General features: G+C 60.4%; 18 protein-coding genes. 16 read left to right on the top strand and 2 right to left on the bottom strand.

Features of this window, described 5'->3' with window-relative positions:
* Positions 1–56: 56 nt before the first annotated feature.
* Genes GGQ99_RS16080 through GGQ99_RS16065 form a run of 4 tightly spaced genes read left to right on the top strand, consistent with a single transcriptional unit; the run spans position 57 to position 3850 of the window.
* Positions 57–1133 carry an ABC transporter substrate-binding protein gene (locus tag GGQ99_RS16080; protein WP_183263314.1) on the top strand — a complete coding sequence of 359 codons (1077 nt, stop codon included), beginning with the start codon at positions 57–59 and terminating at the stop codon, positions 1131–1133.
* Positions 1130–2200 carry an ABC transporter ATP-binding protein gene (locus GGQ99_RS16075; RefSeq protein WP_183263313.1) on the top strand — a complete coding sequence of 357 codons (1071 nt, stop codon included), beginning with the start codon at positions 1130–1132 and terminating at the stop codon, positions 2198–2200. The genes GGQ99_RS16080 and GGQ99_RS16075 overlap by 4 nt, the downstream gene beginning before the upstream one ends.
* Before the next feature lie 4 nt (positions 2201–2204).
* Positions 2205–3044 (top strand): ABC transporter permease, encoded by an 840-nt coding sequence (locus tag GGQ99_RS16070; RefSeq protein WP_183263312.1) that lies wholly within the window; start codon positions 2205–2207, stop codon positions 3042–3044.
* Complete coding sequence (locus tag GGQ99_RS16065) at positions 3041–3850, top strand: ABC transporter permease (protein ID WP_183263311.1); 810 nt, start codon at positions 3041–3043, stop codon at positions 3848–3850. Before GGQ99_RS16070 ends, GGQ99_RS16065 begins: the two co-directional genes overlap by 4 nt.
* A 224-nt stretch (positions 3851–4074) precedes the next feature.
* On the opposite strand, the gene GGQ99_RS16060 is transcribed toward GGQ99_RS16065, so the two are convergent.
* Positions 4075–5058 carry a LysR family transcriptional regulator gene (locus tag GGQ99_RS16060; RefSeq protein WP_183263310.1) on the bottom strand — a complete coding sequence of 328 codons (984 nt, stop codon included), beginning with the start codon at positions 5056–5058 and terminating at the stop codon, positions 4075–4077.
* Between the two features lie 152 nt (positions 5059–5210).
* On the opposite strand from GGQ99_RS16060, the gene GGQ99_RS16055 reads away from it, so the two are divergent.
* From GGQ99_RS16055 to GGQ99_RS16035, 5 genes are all read left to right on the top strand, one after another.
* A complete protein-coding gene (locus tag GGQ99_RS16055; protein WP_210307912.1) occupies positions 5211–6077 on the top strand; it encodes a transporter substrate-binding domain-containing protein in 867 nt (288 codons plus the stop codon).
* A gap of 96 nt (positions 6078–6173) precedes the next feature.
* On the top strand, positions 6174–6833 hold the full coding sequence (locus GGQ99_RS16050; protein WP_210307911.1) for an amino acid ABC transporter permease: 660 nt from the start codon (positions 6174–6176) through the stop codon (positions 6831–6833).
* Positions 6830–7483, top strand: coding sequence for an ABC transporter permease subunit (locus GGQ99_RS16045; protein WP_183263309.1), 654 nt, complete (start codon positions 6830–6832; stop codon positions 7481–7483). Before GGQ99_RS16050 ends, GGQ99_RS16045 begins: the two co-directional genes overlap by 4 nt.
* Complete coding sequence (locus tag GGQ99_RS16040) at positions 7473–8291, top strand: amino acid ABC transporter ATP-binding protein (protein WP_183263486.1); 819 nt, start codon at positions 7473–7475, stop codon at positions 8289–8291. The genes GGQ99_RS16045 and GGQ99_RS16040 overlap by 11 nt, the downstream gene beginning before the upstream one ends.
* 148 nt (positions 8292–8439) lie before the next feature.
* Entirely contained in the window at positions 8440–9441 is a 1002-nt protein-coding gene (locus tag GGQ99_RS16035) for an agmatinase family protein (protein WP_183263308.1), read from the top strand.
* Between the two features lie 75 nt (positions 9442–9516).
* Here the strand turns inward: GGQ99_RS16035 and GGQ99_RS16030 are convergent, their stop codons facing one another.
* A complete protein-coding gene (locus tag GGQ99_RS16030; RefSeq protein WP_183263307.1) occupies positions 9517–10428 on the bottom strand; it encodes a LysR family transcriptional regulator in 912 nt (303 codons plus the stop codon).
* 103 nt (positions 10429–10531) lie between these two features.
* Here GGQ99_RS16030 and GGQ99_RS16025 point away from each other — a divergent pair, with 103 nt between their 5' ends.
* The 7 genes from GGQ99_RS16025 to ahcY all read left to right on the top strand — a co-directional run bounded on the left by GGQ99_RS16025 (position 10532) and on the right by ahcY (position 16875).
* Positions 10532–11050, top strand: coding sequence for a RidA family protein (locus tag GGQ99_RS16025; RefSeq protein WP_183263306.1), 519 nt, complete (start codon positions 10532–10534; stop codon positions 11048–11050).
* A 449-nt stretch (positions 11051–11499) separates the two neighbouring features.
* Entirely contained in the window at positions 11500–12201 is a 702-nt protein-coding gene (locus tag GGQ99_RS16020; RefSeq protein ID WP_055982326.1) for a response regulator transcription factor, read from the top strand.
* A gap of 22 nt (positions 12202–12223) precedes the next feature.
* Positions 12224–14008, top strand: a complete 1785-nt coding sequence (locus GGQ99_RS16015; protein WP_183263305.1) for a sensor histidine kinase — start codon at positions 12224–12226, stop codon at positions 14006–14008.
* A gap of 18 nt (positions 14009–14026) precedes the next feature.
* Positions 14027–14458 carry an HPr kinase/phosphorylase gene (locus GGQ99_RS16010; protein ID WP_183263304.1) on the top strand — a complete coding sequence of 144 codons (432 nt, stop codon included), beginning with the start codon at positions 14027–14029 and terminating at the stop codon, positions 14456–14458.
* A gap of 163 nt (positions 14459–14621) precedes the next feature.
* The gene (locus GGQ99_RS16005; RefSeq protein ID WP_055981908.1) at positions 14622–15023 is read left to right on the top strand and encodes a PTS sugar transporter subunit IIA; all 402 of its coding nucleotides are present in this window, start codon (positions 14622–14624) and stop codon (positions 15021–15023) included.
* The gene (locus GGQ99_RS16000) at positions 15020–15322 is read left to right on the top strand and encodes an HPr family phosphocarrier protein (RefSeq protein ID WP_108606132.1); all 303 of its coding nucleotides are present in this window, start codon (positions 15020–15022) and stop codon (positions 15320–15322) included. Before GGQ99_RS16005 ends, GGQ99_RS16000 begins: the two co-directional genes overlap by 4 nt.
* Positions 15323–15474: 152 nt before the next feature.
* On the top strand, positions 15475–16875 hold the full coding sequence (gene ahcY, locus GGQ99_RS15995) for an adenosylhomocysteinase (RefSeq protein WP_108606131.1): 1401 nt from the start codon (positions 15475–15477) through the stop codon (positions 16873–16875).
* The last annotated feature ends 12 nt before the right edge of the window (positions 16876–16887 follow it).

The following is a 16887-nucleotide window of genomic DNA, read 5'->3' as shown; positions in this document are numbered from 1 at the left end:
TGCCGGGTTTTGAAAGCAGCGCACGCAGCCTGAAATATCGGAAATGGGAGAGGTTTATGGCAGACACAACGACGAATTTCTTGCCGTCGCGTCGGAAAGTTCTTTTAGGCGGTGGCGTGATGCTCACTGCGCCGTTCGTGCTGCGCGGCACGGCGCAGTCGTCGGAACAGGTGATCGTCCGGACAACAGGCGGCCGCTATGACGATGTCATGCGGCGCCAAGTCTACGATCCGTTCACGGAACTAACCGGTATCACGGTTATTCCGGTCGCCGCGACAATCGCGAAAATGCTGACCATGGCGAGGGCTCGGAATGTCGAGCTGGACCTTATCGACGCGGCCATCGGTCCGCTCGTGACATTGCAGCGCGAAGGCGTCCTGGCTCCGATCGACTATGGAAGTTGGAAATGGTCCAAGCCCGATGACGTCATGGTCGATTATCGCCAGGACAAGCATGTCGGGCACTACGTCTATGCGAGCGTGCTCGCCTACAATACGAACAGCTTCCCGGATGGACAGCATCCGCAGAACTGGTCCGACTTCTGGAACTCCGAGAAATTCGCGGGTCCGAGAATGCTCGCCGACATGGCCACGGGCCATCCGAACCTGGAATTCGCTCTGCTCGCGGATGGAGTGCCGATGGATCAGCTTTATCCGCTGGACATCAAGAGAGCGTTCGAAGCGATGAGCAGGCTGCGCCCTCATATCCGCAAGTTCTGGGACACCGGGGCACTATCCAGCCAGATGATGCTTGACCAGGAAGTGTTGCTTGGCTCGATCTGGAATGGTCGCGTCCAGCCGCTGATCGATCAGGGTGTCCCGCTCGGCTTCGTCTGGAACCAGCACATGCAGCAACTCCAGTCGCTCGGCGTATTCGAGGGCGCGCCGAACGCCAAGAACGCCCAGATGCTGATCGACTTCATGTTGCAGCCTGAGGTTCAGGCGAGGTATTCGGCCGACCTCCAATACGGACCTACCAATCAGAAAGCCTTCGGCATCCTGACCGCTGAACAGGCCGCCCAGCTGCCAGGCAGCCCCGCATCGAGGGCGGTCGGGTTCTTGCCGAACATTGATTGGTGGGAGGACAATCGGGAACTGGTCAATCGCGAATGGTCGAACTGGATTCTCCAATGAAACCGAGCACTCCTCCAAGCGTCGAACTTAGCGCCCTCAGAAAGAGCTACGGTCGGGAAACCGTGGTCAAGGATATATCCTTGACCATCCCGCAAGGTGAGTTTTTCAGTCTTTTGGGTCCTTCAGGCAGCGGCAAGACAACGACTTTGTCCCTGCTCGCGGGGTTCATCCGACCCGACCAGGGCCGCATCCACATCAATGGCACCGATGCCACCTTTGCGCCCCCGCGAGAGCGGGGGCTCGGCATGGTTTTCCAGAACTATGCGATCTTTCCGCACCTCGATGTCTTCGGGAATGTGGCCTTTCCATTGACCATCCGAAAACTGCCGAAGGCAGAGATTGCGGAACGGGTAAAAAAAGCACTGGAGATGGTCAAGCTTACAGGGTTTGAGAGCCGCTTCGCGCGGCAGCTTTCCGGCGGCCAGCAACAGCGCGTGGCATTGGCGCGTGCTATCGTCGGGCATCCTTCGGTCGTCCTTATGGATGAGCCTCTGGGAGCTCTCGACAAGAACTTGCGCTACCACATGCAGGTCGAGATCAAGGAGATCTCCCGGCGGTTGGGTATGACGGTCGTCTACGTGACGCACGATCAGGAAGAAGCCCTCACCATGTCGGATCGCATCGCGATCATGGACCGGGGCGTGATTGCACAAATGGGCTCACCGCGTGCGATCTATGAGCGTCCCGAAAGCTCCTTCGTCGCCAAATTTCTGGGTGAGGCAAACCTGATCGAGGCGAGACGTGTCAACGGTGTTCTGCAAAGCGCCACTGGATCGCAATTCCAGACCGCTGAAGACATCGGCGACCTGAACGATGGGAAACTGTTCGTTCGACCTGAAAAAGTGACCCTCTTGCCGTCGGACGCACCGCCAAACGTAAATCAGCTGCCCGGTGAGGTCAGGCGCGTTTCCTTCCTCGGAAACATCATTCGCTACGAAGTCTCCGTCGTGAACGATCAGACCGTCCTGTGCGACGCGGCAAATGGCTCAAGCAGCTCGACTTTTAGCCCGGGGGACAAAGTGCTCCTTTCCTGGCAGTCGGCTGATGCACGTTTCCTGGGAAAGTAATTAGATGCCCCTTTACCGCATCAGCCAATGGGCGCTCATCGCGCCAGCCCTTGTCCTGGTGATCGCGCTGTTCATGATGCCGATCGCCTGGTTTGTCGGCGCCTCGCTGGCGGAGCTTGGCAGCATTGACGCAATTTGGTCGGAGGCGAAGTCCGTCCTTGGCTCCCGCGCTATCCTTGGGGCAATCTGGACGACGAATGTGATCGCTCTGGTCGTGACGATTTCCGCGCTGATCATCGGATACCCACTTTCCTACGCGCTCTCGAGAGCAAAGGGACTCGCCTTTTCCCTCATTCTCATTTGCATCGTCGTTCCCTATTTCACCAGTGTTGTGGTTCGCACTTACGCCTGGATGGTCATTCTGGGGCGCAACGGCATCGTCAATCAGGTTCTTCTTTCGACCGGGTTGATCAATGAGCCGTTGAACCTGATGTACAACCGGCTCGGGGTGGTCATTGGCATGACCTATGTTCTGCTTCCATATATGGTGCTGACACTGTTTGGTGCGATGAAGGCCGTCGATTCCCGGCTGCTCCAGGCCGCCGAGGGAATGGGCGCAAGGCCGCTTACGATCTTTGCAAAGGTCTTCCTGCCGTTGACCCTGCACGGAGTCATGGCCGGATCGCTGATCGTCTTTATCCTTGCGATCGGATTTTTCATAACGCCTGCCCTCATGGGCGGGACCGGCGACATCATGATGGCGACGCTCATCGAGCGTGAGATCGAGGTTTCGCAAAACTGGCCTGTCGCCGCCCTGATGACGATCGCGCTGCTGGCCATCACGCTCACTCTCTATGCGCTCTACGGCCGATTTGCGGATCGTTCCGGGGAAAGATTCGTATGATGGCCGGTAATTCACTCCGAAGCTGGATACTACAGGCGCTCGTCGTTCTGCTTTGCGGCGGGATGCTTGCTCCGATCGCCGTGGTGGTCGTGGCATCGTTCAGCGGTGGCGGATACCTAAAGTTCCCGCCGGAAAGCCTTTCGCTGCAGTGGTATTTCCGCTTCCTCGGGGACGCTCGGTGGCTCGCGTCGTTGTGGAACTCCTTCGTCATAGCCCTCATGGCCTGCGTGTTTTCGACTGCGGTGGGGTTTCTGGCAGCCTATGCAATCGCACGCGGCGCTTTCGCCTTCCGCAATGCCGTTGTCGCCTTGCTTCTGATGCCACTGATTGTGCCGCACATAGTAACTGCGGTTGCCATGTACTTCCTTTCCGCGCGCTTCGGCCTGGTAGGGTTCAAACCGTGGATCGCGTTGGCGCACAGTGTCGTGGCACTCCCTGTCGTTCTGATCATATTGCAGTCGACCTTGAAGACCATCGATCCAAATCTTGAGCGTGCGGCGATGATCAGCGGCTGCTCGCGCGCTGGTGTGCTTCGCCACGTTGTCCTTCCGCTCGCAATGCCCGGCCTGATATCCGCACTGCTGTTCTCGTTTCTGACTTCATTCGATGAATTGCTCATCTCGCTTTTCCTCGCAGGGATTCGCGCGGAAACGTTGCCCGTGCGTATTTGGAACAGCCTCTTGCTTGAGGTCGAACCCACCATTGCCGCGGTCAGCAGCTTGCTCATCGCCATGACGATTGTTGCGTTGGTTATTGAATGGACCATACGCAAAATGCGTAGCAACGAACTGAGCACTTCTCATTGAGTCGTTGCCTGCAGAATCTGTCCAATTCTGAGTTCGTTCCGGTGTTGGGCTTGAGTACGGGAAGCGACGGGCATCGGCGCAGGGCCAGAGCCCGTCGCAATTGGAAGGTCAGGACTAACTCGTCGAGTGTCTGCCGCAGAGCTTTGGGGGGCGGCCGCAAGCCGTTGGTTTCCATCGGGCAGATGGTCAGCGCGGCGCGGGCCTGAGCCGCCAGGATTGGACCCTCAGACGCGCATGGCTGCGCACAAATCTGCAATAAACACTTCTACCACCTGCGACGGCGGCATCCCCTTCCGGGTCACCAGATGGAACGGGATGAGCCTGTCGAGCTCGGGATGGGACAGCGGTCGGAGTTCGCCCGTTTCCACCCACCCCGCGGCATAGTGATCCGCAAGATAGCCGATATAGTTGCCGCTGAGGATCAGGATCGCTTGCGCCTCCATGTTCGAGACGACGGCGCATGGGCGCGTGCCGGGAAGGTGCGACAGCTCAATCTGGTTCAGATAGGCGCGGGTGACGAAATTGCCATTCCGAACCTTCGTCGGCGAAATTTCCGCATCGTCTATCGTGAAGAGGGGGCTGTGAGCGCTGCAATAGATCGTGTTCTTTTCGTCATAGAGCTTTCGGTAGCGCAAAACATCGAAATTGCTCGTGAAATTTCCCACCGCCAGATGAAGCGATCCGTTCAATAGCTCCTTCTCCAGAAGGTCCGGCGTTCCGATCAGAATGTTGGGCGAGACGTCGTGGTCGCGCAGGTTGAATCTCTCCATGGCTTCGCGGATGGAGAAATTCCTGTCGGTGATGGTGTTGGCCGCAAGCCCCAGGCGCAGTACGCCGGTCAGGTGGTGGCGCAGTTCGCCAATTGCCGTCTCGCAGTGTTCGACCGCATGAAGCAGCGTCTTGATGCTGTCATAGACGCGCTCGCCTTTCTCCGTGAGCTGGAAGCCCGACTTGCCTCTTTGGCACAGGGTAAAGCCGAGTCGTTCCTCCAAGGCTTTGATGTGAGCGCTTACGGCAGGCTGGCTTATGTTGAGGGCGATCTGGGCGCCCGCGAAACCATGGTTATCGACCACAGCACGAAAGACGCGGATCGACTTCAGATCCATGTCCGAAAATCGCATCGTTACCCCTTTTTGCACGTTTTTGCCCGCCGCTCCCAGGCGGATGTGCAACATTCCGCCCGCGTTCAGCGCGTTCCAGAACCGCATTATAATCAGCGATCAAGTATTTGGAAATTGAATGTCAGCATCGCAAAATTGAGATGTATGTGATGTAAAATACTGTCTATCAGTCGCCCCTGTCCCTACGGCTCGTGCCATGAGGCCGAAGCTTGGGGTGGAAAAAATCAGGGAGGTGGCTTGTGGGTGGTAAGGTCAAGTCGGCATTTATTTCGCGCCTTTTGTCGTTGACGCTGGGCTGTTGCGCGGCCGCTCTTGCTGCGGTGCCAGCACATGCCGGAGAGCAGGACCTGCTTGCGTCGATCGAGACGCGCGGCGAATTCGTGGTTGGGACGGAGGCGCGTTATGCGCCGTTCGAGTTCGTCGAAAACGGCGAGATCGTCGGCTATTCGGCCGATGTCATCGCTCGCGTCATGGAGGTTTTCCCCGACGTCAAGCTGAACCGGATGGACCTGCCTTTCCAGGGAATTCTTCCTGGCCTTCAGGCGAAAAAGTTCGATTATGTCGTCACCTCGATCGTGGCCGACAAGGCGCGCTATGAGAAGTTCGCGTTGAGCGCGCCGATTGCGGACGCCACCGTCGCTCTGATCAAGCGCAAATCCGACACATCGCTCAACGTGTCCGAGGACATCGCCGGCAAGATTGTCGGCACGCAGGCCGGTTCGGTTCCGCTCGGCGACATAAATGCATTTGCCGAGCAGCTCAAGGCGCAGGGAATCCCGGTCAAGGAAGTCAAGACCTATGTCGGCTTCGAGGAGGCCTACGCTGACCTGATGGTCGGTCGTATCGATGCCGTGGCCAATACGCTGCCGGCTTTGTTCATGCTGAAACAGAAGCGCCCCGATGATTTCGAGGTCGTTCAGCCCGCCTTCGGACCCAGCCGTTATATCACCTGGGCGGCACGCAGGGACGAAGACAGTGCCACTCTGATCCGCAAGATCGACGAGCGTCTGCAGGAACTGAACAAGAGCGGTGTCCTGGCGGAACTCCAGAAAAAATGGATCGGCAGTTCCGTCGATCTGCCGTTGACGCTCCCAGCACCGCAATAAGGCACATCGGCCACCAGGCCGTCCCGAACTGTCGGCGCCGCCAAACGGCGGCGCCGACGAGCAATCCCGTACGAGTCGCGCCAGGAGGAGGAGCGGATGGAATTTCTGCACATTGCATGGGCCTACAAGGAGATGCTGCTGGTGGGCGCGGCAACGACGGCAGTCATTTCAGGCGCCTCCATCCTGCTCGGCATGCCGCTGGGACTGGCCTTCGCTTTTGGCCTCGTCTCACATAACCGGCCGATCCGCCTGTTCTGCGCGGTCTACCGGAGTTTCTGGCGTGGCACGCCGTTGCTCGTGCAGATTCTGCTCGTCTTTTATCTGCTGCCGTCGATCGGGCTGGATCTCTCGCCGGTCACCGCCGCGGTGCTCGCATTGATACTGAACACATCGGCTTTCCAGGCAGAAATCTTCCGCGGAGGATTGAGCGCCGTTCCCAAGGGACAGGTGGAGGCGGCGCAGATGCTTGGCATAGCGCCCATCACCATCCGCCGGCGTATCGTCATCCCGCAGCTGCTGCGTCTAGTGACGCCCGCCATCACCAATGAGTTCATAAGCATCCTGAAAAACTCGTCGATTATTTCGGTCATCTCGGTGACAGAACTTCTGCGGACCGGGCAGCAGATTGTCTCCGCTACCTATCGGCCACTCGAGGTCTACGGGCTGATCGCCATCATCTACATCGTCATGAATCTGGTCATTGCGCAGTTGGGGCGTCGTGCCGAGGCGCGACTTGCACGTGGAGCCCGGGCGTGACGGTCATCGATACAATCAGCCAATTCCTGCCACTGCTCCTATCGGGAGCCTGGGCCACTCTTTACGTGACATCGCTGGCGACAGTGTTGGCGCTCGGTCTTGGTCTCGTCCTCGAACTTCTCAACGGAAGCTCTTTGGCGCCGGTCCGATGGATGGTCAGGACGTATGTCGAGATCATGCGCGGCACGCCCGTCCTGATCGTGCTGTTCATGCTCTACTACGGCGGGCCCTCCATCGGGCTCGTTGTGGACCCGGTTCCCGCAGGAATTCTCGGACTGGGGATCTACGGGGCAGCCTATTTTGCGGAGATATTCCGCGCCGGCTTTCAGTCGATCCCGCGCGGACAGATCGAGGCGGGAGAAATGCTCGGTCTTTCGCGGACCAGCATCGTCCTGCGTATCAAGATTCCGCAGATGCTGCGGCTCATCATTCCCGCCCTGTTTGGTCAGATCGTCATGATGTTCAAGGAGTCGGCGCTGCTTTCCATCATCACCGTCAGCGAGTTGACGAAGGTCGCGACCCAGATCGTCAACGAGACGTCGTCGATAATCGAACCATACATCGCGGTCACAGTCATCTACTGGGTCATCATTGAGGCCGTCGCCCGGTGTGGCCTGTTCCTGGAGCGGAGGTTTAGTCATGGCGCTTAATGGTCAGCCCCGGGTTGAATTGGCTGCCTCCGACCGGGAGGTTGTCATCGAGGTCGAGGAACTCACCAAGACCTTTGGTCCGGTGCCTGTTCTCAATGGGATCGATCTGAAGATCCGAAGGTCGGAAGTCGTTTGCATCATCGGCCCGTCGGGGTCCGGCAAGAGCACGCTGCTCCGATGCCTTGCCTTCCTGGATCCCTATACCGGCGGCAGGGTCAGCATCGAGGGGCAACTGCTGGGCTACAAGCAACAGGGCGAGCGCCGTCTCATGCAGGGGCATCGCGAGCTCGCCAAGGTGCGCCGCAACGTCGGCATGGTTTTTCAGCACTTCAATCTCTGGCCGCACATGACGGCTCTGGAAAACGTCGCTTTGGCGCTTCGCGTCACGCGCAAGCTGAAGGCTGATCAGGCCGAAAGGGAGGCCCGAGAAGCACTCTCCAAGGTCGGCCTGGGCGACAAGGCTGGCAACTACCCGTCGCAATTGTCCGGCGGACAGCAGCAACGGGTGGCCATTGCCCGGGCACTCGCGATGAAGCCGCACGTCATCCTGTTTGACGAACCGACCTCGGCGCTTGATCCCGAGTTGGTGGGCGAGGTGCTTGGCGTGATGCGCCAGCTTGCCGTCGAAGGCATGACCATGGCCATTGTGACACACGAAATGGGGTTTGCCGCACAGATGGCCGACACGGTCGTCTTCATGGATCGAGGCGTGATCCTTGAACAAGGCAGTCCGGACGAGATCTTCAAGAACCCTCGTAACGACCGCCTCAAGCAATTCCTCGACACCTGGAGGACGCGCTCCTTCTAGCGGAAGGTCAGCGCAAGTCCGGCGACTTAGTCCACGAGTTCTTCCCAACCTGCAGGTCACGCCAGCGGAACCGGATCGGTACGATCCGGTTCCAGGGCCTGGGCGTGCCTTCGGGCAACTATTCTAAACTGCAAGAATGGAAATGATGATGACTGAAAGCGCCTTCGAGAATCCCCGGCTGGTCAAGCTGATCTATGGCGACACGCCCAGCTTCATGGCAACGCCATACTGCCCCGATCTGTCGGACGTCGAAGCCGACGCGATCGTGGTCGGCATGCCCTACGACGGCATTGCAACACTGCGCGGCGGTGCTACGCGCCTGGCACCGGCCTGGGTTCGCAAGCTGTCGCTTCTCTATGGGTCATACAACTTCGATTGGGATCTCGAAGTCTTCAACCACATCAAGGTGCTCGATGCCGGCGATGTCGATATCGTGCCCGGTGACAATGCCAGGAGCTACGAGCGTCTCGAGGCGCGAATTGCTGCCGTCAAGAAGGCGTCGGCCGTTCCTTTCATGATCGGCGGCGATCATGGCGTTACATATCCGGCGGTGAAAGAGGCCGTCCGGGATATTGACTACAAGGCCGGCATGGTCATCTTCGATACCCATCTCGATCTCGCCGAGAGCTATCGTGAGGACCGCCTGACCCGCGCCTCGCCGCTCAAGCGCATCTGCGAGCTTCCCAATATCGATCCGCGTCGCGTCGCGATCATCGGCGCGCGCGGCCCGCGCAACGTCCAGGAGTGGACGCCCATCGCACGTGAGCTTGGAATCCGCATCTATGGAATGTCGGAAATCGAGGCGCGCGGGATCTCTGAGGTCGCCATCGAGGCGCTTCAGGTGGCTTCTCCTGACGGGCAGGCCCCTTATGTCAGCTTCGACATCGATGGTGTCGATCCGGCCTTCGCGCCGGCCACGAACAGCATCGAGCCCGGCGGACTGACGGCCAGGGAGGCCATCGATGCCGTAAGGCTGGTCTGCGAGAACGGCCTTGTCGGTTTCGACGTCGTCGAGGTTGCTCCCGAGCATGACAGCGCCTCGCACATCACCTCGGCGCTTGCCGCTCGACTGATGGCCGAGGCATTCGCCGCCATGGCCGCGCGCAAGGCCGGTTGCGGCCGTAAGTGGAAATGGCAGCCTTCTTCGTGACGGCCTAAATGCGAGCCGGACCTGGGGGGCCTTTGGAGGCTGGCTTGGGTCTGGCAAGCAGACAACGATGAAGGCCTACGGGCCGGTTCCATCCAGAACGCACCGGCTCGTCAGTTCCTTGATGAACATGCGCTGGATCGCGGAAATTCTCTGATCCAGCTTCGAGACGATCACCAACGGCGAGGCATAGCGCTCGGCCGGTGAATTCAGCCGCCGCATCTGGCCGCTTTGCTCCCACTGGCGAGCGAAATGTTCGGGCAGATAGCCGATCACGCTGCCGCTCAGGACCAAGATCGCCTGCGCCTCCATGGTGGATGACTGAATCCGTACCTGGGCACCCGGATAGAAGCTGATCTCGGCCTTGTTGGCGTAAGACCGCACAATGAAGTCGTGGCGGGCGATTTCCTCTCGTGTCAGCGCCGCCTTGCCAACCTTGAACAGGGGGTGGCGGTGGCTGCAGTAGAGCGAGTGCATCTCGTGGTAGAAGACCTTCTCGCGAAAATCCGCACTGATACGCATCGGCGGCGTCAGCGCAATATCGATGCCGTCTCTTCCCAATTCGTCTATCAGCGCCTGCGGGTGTGCGACCAGAAGCTCGATGTCGGCGTCCTTCACCTTCCGCAGGCATGCTTCCATCACCGCGTCGATGGGCAGATTCGGATCGCTGACAGTGTTGGCAACCACGCCGACACGGAGTGTCCCCACGATCTCCTTCTTCAGTTCGCCGAGCTTGCTTTCGAAACTTGAAACGGCTGCGACGAGGCTCTTGGAGGCCTCGAACACTTCCCGGCCCTTTTCGGTGAGCTGGAAGCCGCGGCGGCCTCGGCGGCACAATTCGAAGCCGACACGATCTTCCAGCGCCTTCAGATGAAAGCTCAACGTCGACTGGCTCATGCCGAGGGCCAACTGGGCGCCGCCGAAGCCGCCATTGTCGATGATCGACCGGAACACGGCGAGACCGCGCAAATCCGACGGCGAAAACCGCATGCTGACCTCCCTCTCCGATCACATCGAAACTATCGAAAAGAATTTAGAAAGATAGGTGTTTATCGATGCATTCTTGCAAGTCCTAATGCATGAGGCCGCAGATATGAGGGCCGACGGCTTGCGTGCCGCCAACAGCAGTAGGAAAAGAATTTTGTCCAGCCAGCCTATCCTTGATACCGGACGTCAGCGCCTGTCGCCTGCTAACCATTGGGACTGGCACATTCCCACGCCGTTCTCGCAAGGCTGGCGGATCGGTCCGATGGTGTTCGTGGGGGGGCAATTATCGGCCGACAAACATGGCAATGTCGTTGGAGAGGGCGACATCGAACTGCAGACGCAGAACGTCTTCGACAACATCACCCGCGTGCTGGCCAGCGCCGGCGCGACCTGGAAGGATGTCGTCAAGCTCAACACCTACTACGTCTTCGACGGTCAGGGCGAGGAGATCCAGGAGTTTTGGGAGAAGATGACGCGAGTGCGTCTGCGCTACATTTCCGATCCAGGCCCCGCGGCCACCGCCGTGCGTGTTGCCGGCCTGATGTATGAGGGCTTCCTGATCGAGGCCGAAGTGGTGGCGGTCATCGGCGGTCAGTCGGCGGCCGCGGCCTTTCTGGGCCAGTAATTCGCTCGCGACGCGATGGAAGAGAGAAGGCGATTGGCAAGGACGTCATCGAACCGGCACCTCAGTTGCTTGCAATCGACAAGACGGACCCGCCTGGGCTGGCGCATGGCTGCATACTTCGTCGGTTGCATGTTCGTCGGTTCAATCGTGGCCTGATGCCGATGTTTACGCCGGCGCCGGGAGCGATATTGCAAGCGAACTGGCGGTTCTTGAACATTTGATACGCCGATGACTTGTCAGGGGTTTCCTCCCATGACGCTGGTCAAAATCTTGCAACAAAACCTTTTTGTTCGAGCTTTTCTTGAGGCGCCCCATATAGAAAGCGGACTGGTTGTGGTGGTTGCGCTCCCCTTCATCGGGGGGTATGCCACATTTTGTACCTAATTTGTCCTGCACAAGCCCTGCTCTGAAGCAGGAAGGGACACCCGCTCATGAGGGAGCCGCTGGAAATGGCAACGATCGCGCTTGTCGACGACGACCGCAACATTTTGACATCGGTTTCGATCGCGCTCGAGTCCGAAGGTTACCGTGTCGAGACCTACACCGACGGTGCCTCGGCACTTGAAGGGCTGGCCGCGCGGCCGCCGAACCTCGCCATCCTCGACATCAAGATGCCGCGCATGGACGGTATGGAACTGCTGCGCCGGCTGCGCCAGAAGACTGACCTGCCGGTGATTTTCCTGACGTCGAAGGACGACGAGATCGATGAGCTCTTCGGCCTCAAGATGGGTGCCGACGATTTCATCCGCAAGCCGTTCTCCCAGCGTCTGCTGGTCGAGCGCGTGCGCGCCGTGCTGCGCCGGGCAAGTGCCCGCGAGGCCGCGGCCAAGACGCCGAGCCCGCAGTCGCGCTCGCTGGAGCGCGGTCAGCTGGTGATGGACCAGGAGCGCCACACCTGCACCTGGAAGGGCGAGCCGGTCATCCTGACCGTCACCGAATTCCTGATCCTGCACTCGCTGGCCCAGCGCCCGGGCGTCGTCAAAAGCCGAGACGCTTTGATGGATTCGGCCTATGATGAGCAGGTCTATGTCGATGACCGTACCATCGACAGCCACATCAAGCGCCTGCGCAAGAAGTTCAAGGCCGTCGACGACGACTTCGAGATGATCGAAACGCTCTATGGTGTCGGCTACAGATTCCGCGAAGCGTGAGATCGGCGGGGGCTGAGATCACATGGCGATGGAAGCAGAGATCAGGAAACCCGCGGCCGCCACGAAGCGGTCGCGCGGTCGCCTGTCGCTGTTGCTCGACCGCTCGAGGATCCGGCTGAGCCGGTTCCTCGGCCACTATTTCTTCTCCAGCCTGACGCGCCGCATTCTGTTCCTCAACCTTGCCGGGTTGGCGGTACTGGTCGCCGGCATCCTGTATCTCAACACCTTTCGCGACGGCCTGATCGGCGCCCGTGTCGAAAGCCTGATGACGCAGGGCGAGATCATTGCCGGCGCCATTGCCGCCTCGGCAACCGTCGAGACGGATTCGATCAGCATCGACCCCGAGAAGCTGCTCGAGCTGCAGGCCGGCGAGACGCTTGGCCCCGGCTCCGACCAGCTCGACAGCCTTGATTTTCCGATCAATCCGGAGCGCGTGGCGCCGGTCCTGCGCCGGCTGATCTCGCCGACAAGGACGCGCGCCCGTATCTACGACCGCGACGCCAATCTGCTGCTCGATTCGCGGCATCTCTATTCGCGCGGCCAGATCCTGCGCTACGACCTTCCGCCGGTCGAGGAAGACGAGCCGACCGTCTTCGAGCGGGCGCAGAAGTTCGTCTTCGACTTTTTCCGCGACAGCGCGCTTCCGGTCTACAAGGAACAGCCCGGTGGCAATGGCGCGGCCTTCCCCGAGGTCGTGCAGGCATTGACCGGCCGCCCGGCGCCGATCGTCCGGGTCAGCGAACAGGGCGAGCAGATCGTGTCGGTCGCCGTCCCCATCCAGCGCTTCCGTGCCGTGCTCGGCGTGCTGATGCTGTCGACCGAAGGTGGCGACATCGACAAGATCGTCGCCGCCGAACAGAAGGCCATCCTGCGCGTGTTCGGTGTCGCTGCATTGGTCACGGCCATCCTTTCGATGCTGCTGGCGTCGACGATCGCCAACCCGCTGCGTCGGTTGTCGGCTGCCGCCAACCGCGTCCGTCGTGGCGGCAAGAGCCGCGAGGAAATTCCCGATTTCTCGGACCGCCAGGACGAGATCGGCAACCTGTCGGTTGCCGTGCGCGACATGACCAAGGCGCTCTACGCCCGTATCGAGGCGATCGAGAGTTTTGCCGCCGACGTCAGCCACGAACTCAAGAACCCGCTGACCTCGCTGCGCAGCGCAGTCGAGACTTTGCCGCTTGCCAGGAACGAGAGCTCGCGCGAACGGCTGATGGAGGTCATCCAGCACGACGTGAAGCGCCTCGACCGGCTGATCACCGATATTTCGGACGCATCCCGTCTCGATGCCGAGCTCGCGCGCGAGGACGCCGGCAAGGTGGATCTCAAGAAGTTCATCGGCGATCTGGTTTCGGTGTCGCGCGAGGCCAGCCGCCACAAGAAGGCGGTCGAGATCGCATTCACCGTTGCGAAGCTGCCGGCTGGGGCGAAGAACTACAACGTGGTCGGCCACGACCTGCGCATCGGCCAGGTCATCACCAATCTGATAGAGAATGCCCGCTCCTTCGTGCCCGACGACCATGGCCACATTGCCATTTCGCTGGCGCGCGTCGGCAAGTTCAATGTCATCACGGTCGAGGACAACGGCCCCGGCATCCGCGCCGAAAACATCGACCGCATCTTCGAGCGTTTCTATACCGACCGTCCGGCGGGCGAAGCCTTCGGCCAGAATTCCGGCCTCGGCCTGTCGATCAGCCGCCAGATCGTCGAGGCCCATGGCGGCACGCTGAGCGCCGAAAACATCGCCGGCACCAAGCCTGGCGAACTCAAGGGCGCGCGCTTCGTCGTTGCCCTGCCGGCCGAAAGCTGATCCGTGGCGCCAGCCAACATGCATGCCACGGCGATTGTTCTCGGCGATCGCTGTGTACTGGTTGCAGGGCTGTCCGGGTCGGGCAAGACGGCTCTTGCCCTGGCCCTCGTCGAGAAATTTCGCGCCGCAGGCCGGTTCGCCCGGCTGGTTTCCGACGACCAGGTCTTCCTGTCGGTGCACCACGGCAGGCTTTTGTGCCATGCGCCGGCAGTCATTGCCGGCCTGGCAGAGGTCCGCGGCGTCGGGCCGGTTCCGGTCGAACATGAGGCGGCGGCTGCGGTCGACCTGCTGGTCAGGCTTGTTCCGGCAAGCGAGGTGGAACGGCTGCCCGGACAGGACAGTGAACTGATTCTTGGTTGCATGACGCAGCGATTGTTGCTCGCAGAACGTGAAATTGCCGCAGCCATCCCCACAATTCTGGTCCGACTCGGCATCACCCTCTTCGCCTGAAGCTGCACATTATTTTTGCTGCATTGCGTCAAAATGGCGTGGCGAGCAGCAGATTGGGGCTTGTAAACGCCTTCGCCGTCGACAAGATAGCGCTCCCGCCCTCCGCGAAGGCGGCAAGAGTACTGCGCGGCTGTGAAGAGGCCATGACGGGAGCCAAATCAGAATGATCGGACTCGTGCTTGTGACGCACGGTCAGCTGGCCGAAGAGTTCCGCCATGCCGTGGAACATGTCGTCGGACCGCAGGACAATTTCGAGACTGTTTCGATCGGAGCAGACGATGACATGGCGCAGCGTCGCAGCGACATCATCGACGCCGTCGCCAGCGCCGACACCGGCAATGGTGTGGTCGTGCTCACCGATATGTTCGGCGGCACGCCGTCCAACCTCGCCATCTCGGTGATGGAAGCCGGCCGGGTCGAAGTCATCGCCGGCATGAACCTGCCGATGCTCATCAAGCTGACGAGCGTACGCAAGGCCGACAACATGGCCGCCGCGCTCGACGAGGCACAGGCTGCTGGCCGCAAATATATCAACGTTGCTAGTCAGGTGTTGAGCGGCAAATGAGCGGCATGCCCTACTCGCCCGAGAAGGGCCACATCGTCCGCGATCTCACCATAGTCAATCAGCGTGGCCTGCATGCCCGCGCCTCGGCCAAGTTTGTCCAGATTGCCGGCGAGTTCCAGGCCAATGTCAGCGTAGAGAAGGACGGCATTTCCGTAGGCGGCACGTCGATCATGGGCCTGATGATGCTCGCCGCCAGCCCCGGTTGCACCATCCGCGTTACCGCGAGCGGCCCCGAGGCCGTCGAAGCGATGGATGCGCTTGCGACACTGGTCGCGGCGCGCTTCGGCGAGGAGTCCTGATCGCCGGACTGAGTCTTGTGCGACATGCACGAATAAAGATTTCTTTATGTCCCATTGTCGATAACGGCCTGATCTGGTAGTCAGGCCGATCTTTCGCGCGCCCTCGCAGCCCTCCCGCGGCGGCGCGAAGCAAACAGGAATCGGAGCAAGCCATGACGGGTAGCAAGGATTATCTGGTCGCCGACATTTCGCTCGCCGGCTGGGGTCGCAAGGAAATCGAGATCGCCGAAACCGAAATGCCGGGCCTGATGGCCTGCCGCGAGGAGTTCGGTGAAGCAAAGCCGCTCAAGGGCGCGCGCATTTCCGGCTCGCTGCACATGACCATCCAGACCGCGGTGCTGATCGAGACGCTGAAGGAACTCGGCGCCGACATCCGCTGGGCGTCGTGCAACATCTTCTCGACCCAGGATCATGCCGCGGCCGCCATCGCCGAAGCCGGCATCCCGGTCTTCGCCGTCAAGGGCGAGACGCTCGAGGAATACTGGCAGTACACCGACCAGATCTTCCAGTGGACCGATGGCGGCGCCACCAACATGATCCTCGATGATGGCGGCGACGCCACCATGTACATCCTGATCGGCGCCCGCGCCGAGGCCGGCGAGGACGTACTGTCCAACCCGGGCAGCGAAGAGGAAGAGATCCTGTTCGCCCAGATCAAGAAGCGCATGGCTGAAACGCCGGGCTTCTTCGCCAAGCACAAGGCTGCCATCCGCGGCGTCACCGAAGAGACCACGACCGGCGTCAACCGCCTCTACCAGCTGCAGAAGAAGGGCTTGCTGCCCTTCCCGGCGATCAACGTCAACGACAGCGTCACCAAGTCGAAGTTCGATAACAAGTACGGCTGCAAGGAATCGCTGGTCGACGGCATCCGCCGCGGCACCGACGTCATGATGGCCGGCAAGGTCGCCGTCGTCTGCGGTTACGGCGACGTCGGCAAGGGCTCGGCAGCTTCGCTCCAGGGCGCCGGCGCCCGCGTCAAGGTCACCGAGGTCGACCCGATCTGCGCGCTCCAGGCTGCTATGGACGGCTTCGAGGTCGTCACGCTGGAAGATGCGGCTCCCACCGCCGACATCGTCATCACCACGACCGGCAACAAGGACGTCATCACCCTCGACCACATGCGCCTGATGAAGGACATGGTCATCGTCGGCAACATCGGCCACTTCGACAACGAGATCCAGGTCGCGGCCCTGCGCAACCTCAAGTGGACCAACGTCAAGCCGCAGGTCGACATGATCAGCTTCCCGGATGGCAAGCGCATGCTGCTGCTGTCGGAAGGCCGCCTGCTCAACCTCGGCAATGCGACCGGCCACCCGAGCTTCGTCATGTCGGCGTCTTTCACCAACCAGACGCTTGCCCAGATCGAGCTTTTCACCAAGCCCGGCCAGTACAAGAACGAAGTCTACGTGCTGCCCAAGCACCTCGACGAGAAGGTCGCCCGCCTGCACCTCGACAAGCTCGGCGCCAAGCTGACCACCCTGTCCGATGAACAGGCCAGCTATATCGGCGTGACGCCGAAGGGGCCGTTCAAGCCGGAACACTACCGCTATTAACCATAGCGCAAA

The sequence above is a fragment of the Aminobacter niigataensis genome, from assembly GCF_014200015.1.
GTDB lineage: Bacteria > Pseudomonadota > Alphaproteobacteria > Rhizobiales > Rhizobiaceae > Aminobacter > Aminobacter niigataensis.
Note: the sequence above shows the minus strand (reverse complement) of the source record. Positions and strands in the feature narration are given on the sequence as shown.